Source organism: Allobosea sp. AK1, from assembly GCF_006714945.1.
GTDB classification, from domain to species: Bacteria; Pseudomonadota; Alphaproteobacteria; order Rhizobiales; family Beijerinckiaceae; genus Allobosea; species Allobosea robiniae.
Genome location: NZ_VFMG01000002.1, coordinates 51,735 through 67,641 on the forward strand (window position 1 = coordinate 51,735; position 15,907 = coordinate 67,641).

General features: G+C 64.6%; 15 protein-coding genes. 4 read left to right on the forward strand and 11 right to left on the reverse strand.

The window, feature by feature from the left end; translation table 11 throughout:
- Nucleotides 1-55: 55 nt before the first annotated feature.
- The 6 genes from FHT98_RS25385 to FHT98_RS25410 all read right to left on the reverse strand — a co-directional run bounded on the left by FHT98_RS25385 (nucleotide 56) and on the right by FHT98_RS25410 (nucleotide 8,326).
- Nucleotides 56-2,680, reverse strand: coding sequence for an AAA family ATPase (locus FHT98_RS25385; protein ID WP_142115917.1), 2,625 nt, complete (start codon nucleotides 2,678-2,680; stop codon nucleotides 56-58).
- 67 nt (nucleotides 2,681-2,747) lie between these two features.
- The gene (locus FHT98_RS25390; RefSeq protein ID WP_142115918.1) at nucleotides 2,748-3,872 is read right to left on the reverse strand and encodes a hypothetical protein; all 1,125 of its coding nucleotides are present in this window, start codon (nucleotides 3,870-3,872) and stop codon (nucleotides 2,748-2,750) included.
- A complete protein-coding gene (locus FHT98_RS25395) occupies nucleotides 3,869-5,116 on the reverse strand; it encodes a type II toxin-antitoxin system HipA family toxin (protein ID WP_142115919.1) in 1,248 nt (415 codons plus the stop codon). The genes FHT98_RS25390 and FHT98_RS25395 overlap by 4 nt, the downstream gene beginning before the upstream one ends.
- Nucleotides 5,109-5,444, reverse strand: coding sequence for a helix-turn-helix domain-containing protein (locus FHT98_RS25400; RefSeq protein ID WP_142115920.1), 336 nt, complete (start codon nucleotides 5,442-5,444; stop codon nucleotides 5,109-5,111). Before FHT98_RS25400 ends, FHT98_RS25395 begins: the two co-directional genes overlap by 8 nt.
- A gap of 222 nt (nucleotides 5,445-5,666) precedes the next feature.
- Nucleotides 5,667-7,637 (reverse strand): relaxase/mobilization nuclease domain-containing protein, encoded by a 1,971-nt coding sequence (locus FHT98_RS25405; RefSeq protein ID WP_248309355.1) that lies wholly within the window; start codon nucleotides 7,635-7,637, stop codon nucleotides 5,667-5,669.
- A 281-nt stretch (nucleotides 7,638-7,918) separates the two neighbouring features.
- On the reverse strand, nucleotides 7,919-8,326 hold the full coding sequence (locus FHT98_RS25410; protein WP_248309356.1) for a hypothetical protein: 408 nt from the start codon (nucleotides 8,324-8,326) through the stop codon (nucleotides 7,919-7,921).
- Nucleotides 8,327-8,711: 385 nt separating this feature from the next.
- On the opposite strand from FHT98_RS25410, the gene FHT98_RS25415 reads away from it, so the two are divergent.
- From FHT98_RS25415 to FHT98_RS25425, 3 genes are all read left to right on the forward strand, one after another.
- Entirely contained in the window at nucleotides 8,712-9,404 is a 693-nt protein-coding gene (locus FHT98_RS25415; RefSeq protein WP_248309357.1) for a ParA family protein, read from the forward strand.
- Nucleotides 9,404-9,832, forward strand: coding sequence for a hypothetical protein (locus tag FHT98_RS25420; protein WP_142115922.1), 429 nt, complete (start codon nucleotides 9,404-9,406; stop codon nucleotides 9,830-9,832). Before FHT98_RS25415 ends, FHT98_RS25420 begins: the two co-directional genes overlap by 1 nt.
- A 228-nt stretch (nucleotides 9,833-10,060) precedes the next feature.
- Entirely contained in the window at nucleotides 10,061-10,339 is a 279-nt protein-coding gene (locus FHT98_RS25425) for an HU family DNA-binding protein (RefSeq protein WP_142115923.1), read from the forward strand.
- A 70-nt stretch (nucleotides 10,340-10,409) separates the two neighbouring features.
- Here FHT98_RS25425 and FHT98_RS26315 read toward each other — a convergent pair whose 3' ends face one another.
- Nucleotides 10,410-10,574, reverse strand: coding sequence for a hypothetical protein (locus FHT98_RS26315; RefSeq protein WP_185745289.1), 165 nt, complete (start codon nucleotides 10,572-10,574; stop codon nucleotides 10,410-10,412).
- A 364-nt stretch (nucleotides 10,575-10,938) separates the two neighbouring features.
- On the opposite strand from FHT98_RS26315, the gene FHT98_RS25430 reads away from it, so the two are divergent.
- Nucleotides 10,939-12,138 (forward strand): DUF1173 domain-containing protein, encoded by a 1,200-nt coding sequence (locus FHT98_RS25430; protein ID WP_142115924.1) that lies wholly within the window; start codon nucleotides 10,939-10,941, stop codon nucleotides 12,136-12,138.
- Nucleotides 12,139-12,264: 126 nt separating this feature from the next.
- Here the strand turns inward: FHT98_RS25430 and FHT98_RS25435 are convergent, their stop codons facing one another.
- The 4 genes from FHT98_RS25435 to FHT98_RS25445 all read right to left on the reverse strand — a co-directional run bounded on the left by FHT98_RS25435 (nucleotide 12,265) and on the right by FHT98_RS25445 (nucleotide 15,502).
- Nucleotides 12,265-12,585: a DUF736 domain-containing protein gene (locus FHT98_RS25435; protein WP_142115925.1), complete on the reverse strand. Its 321-nt coding sequence runs from the start codon at nucleotides 12,583-12,585 to the stop codon at nucleotides 12,265-12,267.
- Between the two features lie 756 nt (nucleotides 12,586-13,341).
- The gene (locus FHT98_RS26540; RefSeq protein ID WP_248309358.1) at nucleotides 13,342-13,551 is read right to left on the reverse strand and encodes a hypothetical protein; all 210 of its coding nucleotides are present in this window, start codon (nucleotides 13,549-13,551) and stop codon (nucleotides 13,342-13,344) included.
- 35 nt (nucleotides 13,552-13,586) lie between these two features.
- Nucleotides 13,587-14,420, reverse strand: coding sequence for a phosphoadenosine phosphosulfate reductase domain-containing protein (locus tag FHT98_RS25440; RefSeq protein WP_248309359.1), 834 nt, complete (start codon nucleotides 14,418-14,420; stop codon nucleotides 13,587-13,589).
- Nucleotides 14,421-14,575: 155 nt separating this feature from the next.
- Nucleotides 14,576-15,502 (reverse strand): ArdC family protein, encoded by a 927-nt coding sequence (locus FHT98_RS25445; protein ID WP_142116032.1) that lies wholly within the window; start codon nucleotides 15,500-15,502, stop codon nucleotides 14,576-14,578.
- Nucleotides 15,503-15,907 lie beyond the last annotated feature (405 nt).

Here is a 15,907-nt window from a genome sequence, read left to right on the forward strand (position 1 = left end):
CTTGGAGCACAGACAGCAAGGACGGTCTTGGACACCCGCTTCAGCTAGGATCACTTCATGCTGCTTTGTCCTGACGAGTCCGGACGTCGGCGATCCATTTCTCAAGGACATCGATCTCGCCCTCGATCAGAGCCGGGGCTGGCAAGCGCGGATTGATTTCACCGGGCTGACTATGGAGAAGCGCCGAACACCGCCCAAAGGCGTCCCGCATCACCGTACAATCAGCGTCGGTAAGCACCGTCAGCTTGATGAGCCCCGTCGTGTCGACCTTGCGCGACAAGCGGCGGATCACCGGCCCCACCACTTCCTCGACAGCGCGTTCCCACGTGGTGCGAAGTTGATCCTGGAAGGACGTTACCTCGCGAAGCCACTTCGCCTGATCGCCGCGCTCGTGATGGATTTTCACGTTCGCAAGATGCGTCTTCATCCCTTCGATCACTTTGTCGAGCGGCATGACGCTGGCCGGCGGCTCCTGGTGACAGTAGCCGGAGTTTTCGGCGCCGCGGCTGATCAGCCGATAGGCCACCGGCGTCGCTTCCCGGTCTTTGGTCGCTCGGCAGGCTTCATCAAGAAGGAGCAAGAAGGCCATATCGTGGGTGAAGACGTTCACCTGCCGAGCCTGCGCAGCCTCGGCCAGTCGGGCGGCAACCTTATCACGGTGCAAATGGTCGAGTGAGGAGACGGGGTCGTCGAACACGATCGCCGACTGGGCGTCGATGGTCGAAAGCTCCGCCATGAAAGCAGCGAGCGCCACGCAACGATGCTCGCCTTCGCTCAGGACTTTACCGACCGGCTCGTTCGGCTTGTTGATGAGCCTGACCTGGAAGAAGGGAACGCCCGCGCTGGTTTTCGCCTGCTGAAGCTCGATGGCCAGACCGGCGACGCCGAGCTTATTTACCTCAATGGCGAACTGGCCACGGAGACGGTTTGTGACAAGCGCCTGTGCGATACGGGCGCTCTGGGTCGTGATCTTGTTCGTCGCCGTGTCCTTGTTGGCCTTCTCGATCGCCTCGATGGCCTTGAGGCGTTCGATCTGGGCCAGCACATCGGCTTTCACCACACCGAGCCATTTGCGGTCGGTGAGGCCATCACGCTCCGCGATGAGCGCTGCCCTCTGTGGAGAATTGGCCTCGGCCTGGAGGCCGGTAATGCGCACGGCGATATCATCGAGCACCGTGCGCAAAGGAGCAACGGAAGGGACTGCTGCGGACGGAAGGGCCGGCATCGCCGCCAAATGGTGAGTTCTCAGAAGCGCGCGCAGCCGCCAGGCCAGTCGCAGGATTTCGTGGCGAAGAGTGACCGCCAGTTCTTCCTGGCCGATGTCATCCCGGATCAAGGCGACGATCGCCAGCAGATCGGTCATCGAGACGGCTTTCGACGAGACCTCTTGGCATTTCTCGTCATAGGCGTCAGCGGCTTCCTGCTCGCGGCGCTTGCTCTCGTCCTGGACAAAGGTCTCAAAACTGCGGAGCCGTCGCGCGGCCTCCTCGCTGAGCGGCTGCTGGCAGAGGACGCAATGGGCGCCGCTTTCCGTTACCGGAAACGGCCGATCCGGGTAGGCTGATGCGCGCGAATAATCGCGGGCGGCCTCCCACAAGACCTTCCAGACGTCAGAACCGATGTCCGGCAGCGGCTCATCGGCGAAGAGATTTGCGGATGCGGCCGCCGCGGCGGAGCGCGCGTTCGACAAATGCGTGTGGGACGCGCTGAGCGCGGTCCATGCTTTATCCGTGGCGGTCGCAGCCAGCCGCTCGAGCTGGCTGACCATGGTATTGATGCGGTTTTCCTGGCCCTGAAGCTGGCGAACGGTCCGGGCCGGATCACTTGAAAGATCGGTTGTGAGCGTCTGGAGGCGCGCTTCTTCGTCGGGCGATAGGCCGGCGAGCTTCTCGACAGCTTCTGGTTTGGTCTTGCCCGACAGGCTGGTGATCAGCTTGCCGACTGCGGTGTCTTGCTTGCATTCGGGTTTGGAAAGGACAGCCGGCGTCTGCTCGTGGAGCGTCTTTGTCTCGGCGACCAGCTTGGCCTTTACGTCCTGACAGGCCTGCGCGAGACCGGCGAGAATGCGGAGCGGATACGGTGTGTAGGCGAGATCGTTGGTGTTCTCGACATGGACGTTGGCAGTCCGAGAATCGAACACGTTCACGGCGGAAAGCATGGCGTCCGGTGCGCTACCTTGGGTCCACGACGCGCTTCGCTTCTGTCCGCCGATAAAGAAGTCGATGCTGGCGGCGGGAGTGCCGGGGCTGGCTGCATAGATGTTGGACAGGATCGCGTCGCCTTTCGGCGAACGCGCGCGGCAGAGCTGCTTGAGAACGCGGGCATAGCCCGACTTACCTGCGCCATTGTCACCGTAGATGACCGTGAGGCCGGCTTTGCCAAAGGATAGCCGCTCGCCGGGTGCCAGGGCGTTGACGTGCGACAGGCCGTGAAGGGCGCCAAGGCTGACAGCGGCATGGCTGGCCGCCGGATCCCGGACGTGGCTTGCGTCGAGGGGCGTTCCCTGTTCGGTGGCTTTACAGATGCTAACAAGCGTCGTGATATCGGCGCCTTCTAGCTTGGGCTGACTACATAGTCGCCGCAGTGCATCGCGCTGCCAAGCCGGCAAATCCGCCGACCATTTCAGAATGTCGGCAAGAGCTGCTGCTTCGTTCGAAAGATCGCCGTCTTGTCCGTCCATGATTCCCCCTGACCTTTACCTGCCGCCACAGGCCTCGTTTTTAAGTTTCGCTCTCGCAATCATCATCTCAGGTTCCCCCGATGATCCGGCGTTCCTGTCCGAGCGGCACGATCCAGCCTCCCGCACGATCAGACCGTGCAAAGTCGTCCGGCTGCGCGGTCTCGGTTAGCCGGACGCGCACTGCCTCGGGCTCGGCATCGATGGCGGCGCGGATGAGATCCCGGTCTATCCCGACGAAGATCGGCCGGAGATTGAGGCGGGCAAGCGCTTCCTGATCGGCGCCGGAGATATCGGCATTGTTTACAGGTCCGGCGCGGGTGACGATTCCACCGACAAGCCCACCTATCGCGCTTGCCTTTTCAACATCCTGCACCGGGGCGGCATCGAGCAGTGATCGTGCCGTCTGGAGATCAGCCCGGAGCCGGTTGGCGAAGGGCTGATGGGTCATGCGCTTCAGGACATCCGACAGTTCAGCATGACCGAGTGGCCGGATCAGATTGGCGATGTGGAGGCGGAGCAGCCCAATGAAGAGTGCGTCCTTCTCCTCCGGCTTGACGGGCTCGCCCTCGTCCACGGGGTTCTTGACCGAGAGGTGGGCATCGGCCGGGCCGGAGACGGCCATGCCCCAACGTGTCGCGACGGCGATGCGCTTCACGGTGACTTTGCGGCCTCGGGCCGTCACATCAATCCGCGCGGCCTGCTTCCAGGCGCGGGCCAACGCCGCTGCCGGGCCTCCCGCATCATGGCAGCCCTTGGCCTCCGCGACGGTCAGGGAGGATAGGTCGGAGGCGCAAGCGATCCAGTCAGGCAGATCACCTCGGGACAGGCGCTTGATCCTCACCTTTCGGCGCCCGTCGAGATCGATGACGCGGCTGCCGAGATGCGCGAAGATCGACAGGTTGAAGTACCGTTCAAGGTAGGCGCGGGCGATGAAGCGCCCGAACAGACCAGATAAGGCCACCTTCACCTCGCGGGCCTGACCAAGCGGCTCCTTGAAGATGAAGGGCGTCCCAGAGCCGGTTGGGGTGAGCAACGCATCCAGAATGGACCATGCGCCATAGGCCGCGCCGGGCGTTTGCAGCACTTCCCGGATACCGGCGTCCTCGATGGCTGCGACATCAAGGTTGACGGTGGGGCCGGTGACGGGATTGGCGGTCGGCGGGTCGAAACTGTGCAGGAAGGTTCTCGTCATAAGGCCAGCGCTCGGTTCAGGTCGTCGTGCTCGAATGCGCTGGCCATGCGGTTGATTTCAGCGCCGCGCGCGCCGACCGCCTTCGCGGTGTCGCGCCAGGTCGCGGTGACGATGGCGACTTCCTTGATGATCGCGCGGGCCTGCACCAGTGTCAGAGCGAAGAACTCGGAAGCAGCCTCCAGCAGATCGAGCGAACAGGTGCCTTCGTCGAGATCGATGTTGGTCGTCAGGACCCGCGCCTTGAGATCGGTCGGGACAGGATTGAGGTCGTAGGCGGGGGAGAGCGACCATCCCGCCTTTCCGAGCCACAGGAAGCCGTGGTTGCGCAGATGATCGTCGACATTGGAGATCAGCACATTGAAGACGACGCGCCGATAAAGGGCATGGGCGTCGGTTTTGCCCTGCGCGCCATGTTCGGCGAGGGCATCGACGATTTCGGGATAGCTGCCGCGTTCGCCGTCCCGGGCGCCCACCATCGCCATGGCCGACAAAAATGGAATACGGATTGCCCCACGCCGGTCGAAGCGTCGCGACAGCATCACCTTCTTGCCGGCAACGTCGATCAACTCATGCGTGGGGGTGACGATGCCGGCCTGGCCCGCAAGGCGCAGCGCGATCTCCTCCCACGTCTCCATGCTGTAATCGTCAGTCTCTTTCGGGAACTTGGCGATGGAGAGATGGCCGTGTTGATCGATGACCGACGCCTTGGGCCGCGCACCACCAAGGGAGGAGCCGGGCGCGAAGATGAGCTGAAGGTCTTCGTCCGTCTCCTCGTCCCGGAGAATCCGCTCGGTGATCTGAAGCAAGCGACCAAGTTCAATCAGGGCGGGCACGCCCGCGCGGATCGGCGCCTGGAAGGTGTCGTCGCCAGCCCAGCGGAAGCGCAGCGCGCCCAATCGGGTCTCGTCGGCGACGCCGAGGAGATAATCGCTCTCCGCGAGCGTGCGGACCGCACGGCCTTCGCGTTCGGCAAGGCGGCGCGCGGCACGTTGCATGAGGCGACGGCCCCAGGTGTCGGGAGCCGAATCGCCGATGGAACCGAAAGTCGCAAGGCCGGCGGGCGGCGCGAAGGCGCCGCGGCCCAGAGCGAGGGCGGGTTCAAGCGAGAAGGCGTCGGGGTCTTCCAGCCACGTGCCGTCATACTCGAAGAGGATGGTCTCGGCGCCGCGAACGCGATTGCTCCGCGCCAGCCCGGTCCGGCGTGTGCGACCTTCGAGATCGATATGGACCTCGAAATCAGCCATCACGGGACGGTCCGGTCGGCCGCTTGAGATGGACACGCTTTGGCAGCTCGGCGCTCGCGAGGGCCTGCCCGACGCTATCGTGGCTGATGTCGGCAACCTGGCCCAGGCCGTTGAGGAGACCGAGCGCCTGGAGGACACCGGCATAGATGCCGATGCTGACATTGGTGTCGCCGGCTTCGACTCTCTGAAGGGTGGAGCGGGACGTGAAGGCGCGCTCCGCCACGACCGCCATGGGCAGCCGGCGGCGGCGGCGGGCGTCATGGATGTCCGCCCCAAGCTTGCGCAGGGCGCGCCGCACAGCGGCAGGAGGATTGTGAGGAGTCGGCATTTGCCACCTTCGCACTACAGATCTGGAAGATATGTAGCACGAAGTTTACAAAGATTATATAGTGACCGATGGCGCCCAAACGGGGAGAGCCGGCGTGACCATCGTAGTGCCCGGTCAATAAAATGTGCGCTTTCGCCTTTCAAACGGCCAACACGGCACGTCGGTCCAGGCTACGGCGGATATGCGACAGGGCCCATCGCTACGATAGCGCCAAGATCGTGATCACATCCGCTGGCTCGCTGGCTTCTCTTTGTCCGGTTCCTCGCCCTCGATCGGCCGGGTGTTGATGCTGGTGTCCTGCTGATGCTTCAGCTCCTGCAGGCGTTCGCCCTGTGCAAGATTGGGATCGAGCCGTTCATTTGGGTTTTCCGCCAGCGCGCGTGCAGCCTCGGCCGCGGCCTGAGCCTCGCGGCGCTCGCGCACCGCAATCGCCTCGGCATGGTGAGTGGCGGCGCGGTCCTCGGCCACCTCCCGCAGCGAGGCAGGATCGATTGCGCCGGAACTCTCTTCCCGGTTCTGCTCGGCGATCGACCGATCGCGTATGGCCTCAGCCCGTTCGGCCTCGCGCCGTTCAGCCGCCTCGATCTCGCGGGCGCGTGCGATCAGTGCGTCGGCCTGCGGTCCGAAGAGCTGGCGCACCTCATCTTCGGACATGTAGGTCTGCCCGCTCTCCTGACTGGCCTTGAGGTCCGTCTGGATTGCCAGCTTCTCCATGGTTGCGGCGGTTCGGCGCAGGAACTCCAGCTTCGTTGCCCCGTCCATGACGCCGGCGGCAATCGCCACGGCCTCGTTGATGCCTTTCAGGTTTTCCCGCATCTCGGCGGCGGTCGCGTCAGCCATGTTGGGTGCCTTTCGGTACGCGTTGAGCCAGACCAGAATCTTACCCGAAGCAAGGCTTTGCGTCAGCCGCGCAATATATTGAGCCGTCGTCGGATGCTCCGGCTGCGCTTGTGCGACCGCTTGCCAGTCTCGCAGCCCCTCTTCCGTGGCGGCGAGCTGCCGCCTCGTCTCCGGTAGCCGAACGGGGTTGATCCTGGCGCGCTCAATCCGTTGCCGCGCTTTGTCGACGACGTGCCGATTGGCTTTCGCATAGGCCAGGTCCCGGGCCTCCCGCCCCGCCCGAGGCCGTTCGGCGACGGCGACGATCGCCTTGTCACGCGGACCATAGCTTTGCGACGAGGCGCGGTAAGCGGCCGAGGTGGCGACGATCTTGAGGCCCTGCTGCTGAGCATGGGCCGCATAGAGCTCACGCCAGCTTCGCAGATCGGCCGGGCCGGGCCGCAGTCTCTGTCCGTCCTCGCCCTTTACGGCCACGATGACGTGGACATGCATATGCCCGTCGACTTCCTTGTCGTCATGAAGCGCGAAGGCGAACTTATGCTCGGAGAACTGCTCGTGAAGAAACCCGCGCGCTGCCCGAACCAGCGCCTCCTTATCCTCGCCGGCCTTCGCCGAGAGGATCATGTGCATCGTGTCGCGTGGTGAGAAGGAATGGAGCGCCTTGCTCCACGCCTGGGCTGCAGTGCGCACCTGCGGCTCGGACGCGATCGCCTCGCCAGCTTCGTTGCGGGCCGCGCCGCCGTGGGTCAGCCTTGAGAGCTGATAGACGACCCCAGCCTTGCCGTGGCTGGCCTTGCCAACCGGGACCAGGTCGACGGTTGCAGCGGAAACGCCGAGCGCCGCTTCGACACGGTCGGCGATCATTCGTCGGGTGGGTGCACTGAACTGGCGATCCCCTTGCACCCGGGCATCGGAGAGATGAAAGCGGTGATGCAGCTTCTCATCACCGTTCTGGCCGCGCACAACGCTGTGCCCGGCCATCGTCGCGACGATGCGAGCGGAAGCTGTGCCATCGTCACGCCGATCGATCCTGTAGGCATAACGATGACCTGCGAATGCGGCCTCGACCGCTGCGGCGAGGCGCTCAGGGTCCTTCTGCCCCGCCACGGTCAGCCGGAATGTCACGACATCGTCGCTCTCGCGCCTTTTGTCGAAGTCCCGCGCCCACGCCTTCATCTCCGCGGCGACTGCCTCCCGGGTCTCGAGAAGTCGACCGTCATGGGTTTCAAGCGCCACCTCGTCCCGCTGGATGTACTGGCCGATCGCTGTGGCCCGCGTGACGCCATGACCGTAGGAGATCACCTTCAGCACGGCCGGCTGATAACCGGCCGCGAGCAGACCGGCCGGGGTCACGGCTCCGGCGCTCGGCACAGGCCGCGAAGCTTGCCTACCGCCTGAAACCCGTCGGGCCGCTTTTCCGAGCGGAGGATCCTCGACATCGAAACGCGACGCGATGGGACGTGCCGGCCTGCCATCGCCCAACGGTAAGCCCCGTGCATACCGGGCCGCGGAGAACGGGAGCCCGGTAGAGGCCCCCTCTCCCACTCGGCGCCGGCGCGCGCGATTTTCCGCCTCCGCCGCGAGGCGTGCCCGCATCCGCGCCGCCATGTCGTGCAAGACAGCCAGGTCCGGGCTCACGTCTCGACCTCCAGGAGATGCGCGGCCCGGCGGAGCCTCAGACCGTGGGCCACGGTCATCGCCGTCAGCTCATGATCGATCGCACTGACGCGCTCATCCAACATTTCCCAGATCGGCAGCGCCGCCTCCATCGAAACGGCGCGCCCGGCATGGATCGCATGGACCATTTGCGATAGGTTCCGGCCCACCATCCGGACCTGCGATGCCAGCGCTGCGACCGTCCGGCTGTTCTCTGCGGAGAGTGCCGGACCGACATCGAGGCTTGCCTGAACCAGACGTCGAAGGGTCTCTGAACGGCTCAAACCAAAGGCCCGCGACGCTGCATCGAGCCAGGCACTGACCTCGGGCGTGAGGTCGACACGGGCTCTTTTGCGGTCGTCGCCGCGGGTCCTGATCCCAGACATGAAAGCTCCCTAGGCCCGGGAAACTTGTCGGCGCAGCCGGCCCAGGTCGCCGCAGCGCGACCTGCTGATCAATTTGGACCCAAATTGAGTATCTTGTCAATAAAACCGCGACAGAGACCTACACTGCACTCATAAATACATCAAACAATTTGCCGATGGCGTCATTTCATCATTCGGCCTACTGACCATCCCGTCAACTTCTCATTCTCCTATTCTGTCATTCGCATTGCCGATCATCGTGTCATTCGCTCATCGCGTCACGGTCCCATCCCCTCAGCCGGAGCTGAAAAGACGTCGGTTTTTGGATCGTTGCTTGATATATTGAGCGAATGGCGTCATTGCAGAATGGTGGAATGACTCAAGCTCTTTGAAGGAAAAGCGCCAGGTGAGCGAACCTGACAGCGAAGCCCTACAGATCACGATCGCCTCGCCCAAAGGCGGTTCGGGCAAGACCATGACCACGATCCTGCTCGCCGGCGAATTCGCTGCCGCTGGTCACAAGGTCCTTGTCGTCGATACCGATCCGCAGGAATCCGCCTCGCGCTGGTACCGGAACAGCAAGAAGGTCGGATTCGCGCTACGCCATATCGACCTGGTCTCGGTGACCGATGTCACCGCTCTCGGCGAGACACTAAAGAACGCGCGGCACTACTCCCTGATTCTCGTCGATATCCAGGGGACCGCGAGCGCGGCCATGGGCGCCGCCGTTGCCTATGCCGACTTCGTCGTTATCCCGACCCGCCCGCATGTCTTCGATGTCGACAGCTCACTGGCTCTGATCCGGCAAATCGAATTGCTCGGAGGAAGACACAGGACGATTCCGTACGGTGTGCTGATGAACGGCGTGTCGGGCATCGACAAGAACACCATGGCCTTCAGGACGGCACTCGCGCAATTGACCAAAGCCGAGGTGCATCTGTTCGATAGCTATCTGTCGCAGCGTCCTACCTTTGGCGCGATCGCGACGGCGGGCACCCTTTACGAGGTCGACGGCGAGACCAGACCCATTAAAGACGCGCGGGATCAGACGAACGCCGTTGCGGCGGAAATCATCAATCGCTTGAGGAGTGCGCGCTGATGGCCGAGGAACCCGACAAAGCGCTGTCCGCGGCCGGCAGCCGGCTACCGTCGTTGCCAAAGAAGCGAGGCTCCGGCCCGTTCCAAAGACTCGAAGAGCTGACGGAGATCGGCGATCCACCACAGGATCTGCGACTTCAGGCGCAACGCGATCCGCGCAGCCTCGATGCCAGCGGCATGACGAACGATCCCGCCAGGAATGCAAGCTCCGACACCACACCGCCAACCGACACAGCTCATTGCCCCGAGCGACAAACGGCCCCCGCATCATCAGACCCGGTCCACAAGCCCGAGCACATGGTGCTGCAAACGACGGTCCCCATCGACAAGGCTCAGGCCTTCAAGATGCACTGCATCAGAAACCGGACCACGGTTCGCGAAGAGCTGCGCCGGCTCGTTGACCAGGTGGTTTCCACCCATCGAACCTAAGGCTGAGCCGTCGCGTCACCATGGGACGCCGGCATCGTGTTCGAAGAGCCCGACACCAGCATTCGCGTCGCGCAGTCGATGACGATCTCGGCCGAGAAGGCGAAGCTGGCGAGCGAAAGACAGCGAAATCTCGTGGATTCCGCACCGTGGCGTATTCCTCGCCCTACCATCGCCACAAGCCGCCTGCGATACCGGACAAGATTGTCAACCTGACTGGAGATTTCTTCCATGACGACCACAGCCGATATCGCCGACAAGATCGCCGCCGAGCAGAGCCTGACCAAGGCACAGGCGAAGACCATCGTCGACAGCGTGTTCAAGCAGATCGCCGAAGCAGCCAAGGCTGGGACTGAGACGAATATCGCGAGCTTCGGGAAATTCAAGATCAAGGACATGCCGGAGCGCGAAGCCCGCAATCCCTCGACCGGTGCGACGATCAAGGTCGCCGCTTCGAAGAAGCTCACCTTCACGCCGGCAAAGGCGATGAAGGACGCGCTCAACGGCTAGGAGCCGAAATCCGCTAAAGAGCCGGCGCCGTCTCAACGACGACGCCGGCTCGTTCTGAACTTAGCCTCCCTCAGAAGGGAGGCTCGCTGCTGTAGCGCGCCTCGGCCGCGGCCAGCATCGCCTGGCACTCCGCCAGCGCTGTCTCCAGCTCGCCCTCGATCTGAGCGCGCTCCGCGACGTCGCAGCAGTTCCTGAGTTCGGCACGCAGTTCCTCGATGTGCTGTTCGATCGACATCGTCGTCTCCCTGATGTTGGTGAAGGACGAGGCCGGCAGTCATGGTGGGCCGGAGGGGTCAGGGATCGCGCAGCGACCGCCGGAGGCGGCGGGTGGGGGAGCCGAAATGCGATAGCATTTTGGGGGTACCGCTCGTCCTTGAGGCCTTCGGACCGCCATGGCACCCTTGGACGATTTGAGCAGACTTTTGGGGCTCCGGTCAGCGCCAAAAGCCGGAAGCCGGCTCGAAGCCGGATTCCGGCTTACGCGCCCCAAACGAAATCCGCCGGCAAATACCCGGAGCATCCTCAGCATCGTTTCGTATCGCGGGTTGCGGCTCAGATCGCACCGGGCGAAACTTCGCCGGTCAGCGAGGAGAATGGGGATGCGCCGGTTCGAGATCGGAGGCAGCACGCTGGGCGAGGACGATCCGGCATTACCCGCGGCGATCGCTAGGGCCTATCGCGATCGGATCCGCCCGACTTGTCTGTGCCGGGATCCCGGCATCGCGATGTATGTCGCGGCGATGGGCGACCAGTACGTCGTCAAGCGCATGCCGCTCTCGGGCGGCCAGCACGATCCAGCTTGCGACTCCTATGAGCCGCCGGTCGATCTATCGGGTCTTGGTCCGCTGATGGGCAGTGCGATCCGGCTCGATCCCGCCAGCGGCATGGCGGCGCTACGGCTCGAGTTCAGCCTGACGCGGACCGGCAGCCGCGCAGCGCCTATGCCTGGGGTGGCGGAGGCAACCTCAGTCAAGAGCGAGGCACGGCGACTTTCGCTGCGCGGCCTCTTGCACCTGCTCTGGAACGAGTCGGGCCTGACCAAATGGACCTCGGCCTGGGCCGGGAAGCGCGATTGGTGGACCATCCGCTACCATCTGATCGAAGCGGCAAAGACGATGCTGGCGAAAGGTGCGCCGCTCGGCGAGGTGCTACTGATCCCCGAGCCTTTCCGCGCAGAAAACAAGGACGCGATTGAGCAGCGGCGCGCCGCCGCGTTGAGCGTAATCCAGGCGCAGAAAACCGGCCCCCGAAAGCTGATGGTGCTGGTCGGGGAGATCAAGGAATTCCAGGAGGCGCGCGGCGGCCACCGATTGGTGGTCAAGCACATGCCGGGCTTTCCGTTTCTGCTCGATGACCGAACCTGGCAACGGGTGCAGGCGCGGTTCGAGGCCGAGGTCGCGCTGTGGTCGGCAAATGACGCCTCGCATCTCATCGCGATCGCGACCTTCGGACTGAATGCCGCCGGCATTGCGATCGTCGAGGAGATCGCGCTGATGGTGGTGGCGGAAAACTGGATTCCCTACGAATCCGCGCAGGAGCTGCGCCTTGTCGAGGCGCTGGCCAAGGTCCGCGAACAGAGCGTCAAGGGCCTGCGCTACGCCTCGCCGTCGGACCAGCCGATCGCGGCAGCTTTGTTGATGCAACACAGGCCACGACCGCTGGCTCTTTTCGTCGTGCCGGCGAGCGCGGATGAGGCTTATGAAAGCGCGCTCGCGGAGATGATAGGCTCCCGCCCGGAAATGGATAGCTGGATCTGGCACACAGGTCAGGGAGAGATGCCACCGTTACCTGCGCGATGACATCGTTTCGTAAGACAACTCGACCTGAATGGGCGCCAGGCAAGCCGGGCCAGGGCTCGATGCCCGGCCCCGGCTTTCGTATTCGCGGGAGAAGCCCCGCCTTGCGGCGGGGCTTCTTTTCGGGGATCAGGCCTCGCGCTTCGGCCGGTTCCAGATGAGGGCGTATTCGCCTTCCGTCTCGCCGGGCCACAGCGCCGCCGTGATCGGGGCATTGAAGCTCGGGTCGTCGAGCTTGACCGAGACGTAGGGCTCGCCGTCGTTGGAAGTCTGCTTCCAACCCGCGCCGATCTCGGCCCCGAAGCGGCCGGCGGTGACGCGGAAGTCCGGGGCATCGCGCGAGACGCGCTCGATGGGGTTGAACTGCGCCCGGAAGCTGGCTTCGAGGGTGCGGACGCTGCCGCTGATGGTGCCGTTTCCGTTGGTCGCGAATTCTCCGATGACTGCCATGATCAGGTTCCTTTCCGTTGCGCTCGGGCCGCGCCCATCGTGGCCTCGATGACGGTGAAAGGACCGGGGGCGATCGACCCCGCACCCACCGGGGTCCCCGTTGCGCCTGCGCAATGGGGTGGTCCTTAGGGCCGGAACGCAGTGGAGGGCGGCCGGACGGGGCAATTTTGTCTCGCGATGCAAAGGCGGGCTTGCCCGCCGGCGGAAAATAGTCGCGGCCGACCGTTGCGGAGGACGATCGAGACGCAGTCGTCCCTCGGTCACACCGGAACTCATCGAGGTCTGCGTGGGCGCTCCCGGATGGTAGAGCGGAGAGGCGCCTGGCCATGGCGCTGGCTCATCGGGGGCGTTCGGTGACATGAACAACGGCGACGGATGATCCGCGGCGTCGCCCCTCCCGGTGCCACGTCCGGTCCCGAGCCCGTTCTGCGCCGTCGATGCCTCACAGGATTGACCCTCGGATTCGCCACCTCCATCGCTCGGGGGCCTGAGGTTGGTGGGAACCGGAGCACCGTCTCCCCGCCGACCGGGCCAACATCTCCGTCTAGCCGTAACCAGCGCGCATTCATGCGCCATCGGGCGGTGCGGCCGCGCCCAGACGGAGGCCCGCATCGCCGGCGTCCAGAGCCGCCTGCCACGCAAGGTGTGCTCCCTCGCTGAAGCCCGACGCAAGGCGGGGCTTCTCCGCGGCAATCCCGGGCGTAGGCCGCAAGCCGGGCAAGCGACCGTAACCGGAATCGGCTGGGCGATCGCCGCTTATGTCCGCTTCCCTCTACTGGCCTGGATCGCCAGCAATTCAGCATAACGGCCATGGATCGCCTCCCGATCGAGATACTGGGCGTTCAGGTGCAACAGGCGGCTGACCTCGCCGCGGACCTCCACGAACAGATCGGCCTCGTCGTCGGAGAGCATCCGGCTCGGCCTGCCCTTCTGGTACAACATCGGCCGGGTGATGCGGCGCTCCATCGCGACGCGCAGCCTGGCCGCCTCTTTCGCCTGTATCAGGGCGTCGCGGATGTCGGCATCAAGGAGGCGCGGAGTGATGTCTCCGAGCCAGCGTGCGCTCTGGAAAGCGAAGGTGCTGCGGCATTCGAGGTCGACCATCCGGCGAAAGAGGTCGTGGGTCTCCGGCTGGCAGCTCGCGGCCTTAAGATCGGCGAGGCTCGACATGATGCAGAACCGGCACGATTCCCGCGACAGCCCGAACTGCCGATACGCCGGGTGAAGCGCGACACCACGCGTATCGGCGCGTCGAAGACTTCGCCTTCGGACCAGTCGAGGATCGGCCGCCCGGTCCAGATGCCATTGGACGCCTTTCGCTCCGCGATCTCGGCACGGGCGCGGCGATGGCTCTCCTGTCGCCGCACGCCGGTCACGCTGATGATCGGAAGGCCTTGGAAACCCCGCTTCAGCGCGGCATGGATTCTCGAGGTCTTCAGCTCGGACGTGCAGAAGCGCATCGCCGGTGTGCTCCAGCACGGCACGAGGGTCACGGTGCTCAAGTCCTCGTAGCGCGCGACATTCCCGCGCCATCGGCTCTCCCACCGCTCCATCAATCCGCCCTGCTCGCGGCGGACGACGACGAGCTCAACGCCGAGACGCTCTGCGAGGCGTTCGCAGACGGGGAGGGAATCCGACCACTCGACAATGCCGAGATCGGCATGGATCAGCCGGCGAGGGCCGACATGCCCGATGCGGTCGAGATAGTCGAAGGTGGCGATAGCGGCCGCCTGGCTATCCTTCCCGCCTGAGACGCCGATGGCGACGGCGGCGTGCTGGCGAAACAGGTCGTCGAGGACCGGCGTGACGGCGATCGGCGGCAGCGCCGGCGTCAAGCGCAGACGCGGTGATAGCGGAGAGGGCATGAAGCCGTCTCGATCGGCGCGTTGAGACGGGAGCATCAGCTTGCCCCCCGCCATCAGAGACGAGCCAAATGCGGAGATCTCGCCGCACGAGCCCGATGGGGCCGTTCGTCTCGGTGAGGGACCCATCATGCGGCCTCCCGTTCGCCTGAGATCGCCGGCTGGAGATCATGCAGATAGGAGACGGCGCGCTGCGCATGCGCGGCGGCCTGGAAGATCGCACGCTTGTCATCTGCGAGAACGCGAAGCCAGGAATCGAGGTAGGAGGCGTGGTCCGGCCGCGGCTCGAGCTCCGGCGCGATGCCGAGGTCGGCGCAGAGGAAGCAGCTCCCCAATTCCGCGATCAGCTCCTCGTGCGCGCGTTCGCTCTTGTCCTTCCCATAACGGGAGAGGTCGCGTTTCACGCGATGCGGCGCCGCTGTCCAATGGCATGCCTCGTGGCTCAGGGTCGCGACGTAGGAAGCTGCGTCGCGGAACGTCGCGAATGGCGGCATCTGGATGAAGTCGCCGGCCGGCGAATAGAAGGCCTTGTCGCCACCATGGCGGATCACCGCGCCGGTATCCGCGAAGAACCGATCGGCATATTCGATCCGCTCGACAGGATCCTGAACCGGCGCGGCAACGTCGTAATATCGGTCGGGCAGCCCATCGATCTGAGCGACGTTGAAAGCCGAATAGGCTTTCAGAAAGGGTATCTCCCGGTCGACTTCCTCGCCGGCCGCGCCGATCTCGGTTGTCGTGAACCGGCTGGCGAAGACGACCAGGGTTCCGCTTTCGCCCTTCCGGACCGCTCCGCCGAGTTCGATGGCCTGCTTGAAGGTCATCCAGGTCGGCGAGGTGTACCCTCTGGCCATGGCCTCCGACCAGAGCAGCAGCACATTCATGCCGCTGTACGGGAGACCGTTATGCCGCAGTGGGCGCGTGACCCGACCGACGGCATTGCCGGCGCGCCACGGCTGCATCCAGGGCCGCACGCCCTTTTCCAGATCGGCGACGATCTTGTCCGTGATACGGGAATAGATGTCGGTCCGTTCCCCTTCGTTCTTCCTTTTCATGATCAACCTCCGTCGCGGAGGTCGCGCCGATCGCGACCCCGTCACGGCGGTCCGGCGAGCCGGGCCGTTCAGGGAGGTCGCGCACCCGAGCCGGGGACCCATTGCCCGGCAATGGGGTGGCGCAGGGCCGGAACGTATGTGGAGGACGGCGCAGCCGTTGCGCGAGCCTCTCGGGCCCGGCACGAGCACGGCCGGGGCGGGTCGCGCGGGCGCCTCCCCCTTCCTTCTGTCCATCGCCGAAAGGTTGAATTTGTCCGGGGGCGGGAACCTGATGGCTATTTCGAGAACGGCGGCCGCCGAGCGCGCGTGAGACGCACCCGGTTCGGGCTCAACCGACAGCACGGCGATGATGGCGCAGTCATCGACGAGCATCAGCTCCGGCCCCGCATCGCGTCGAGGCCCGCG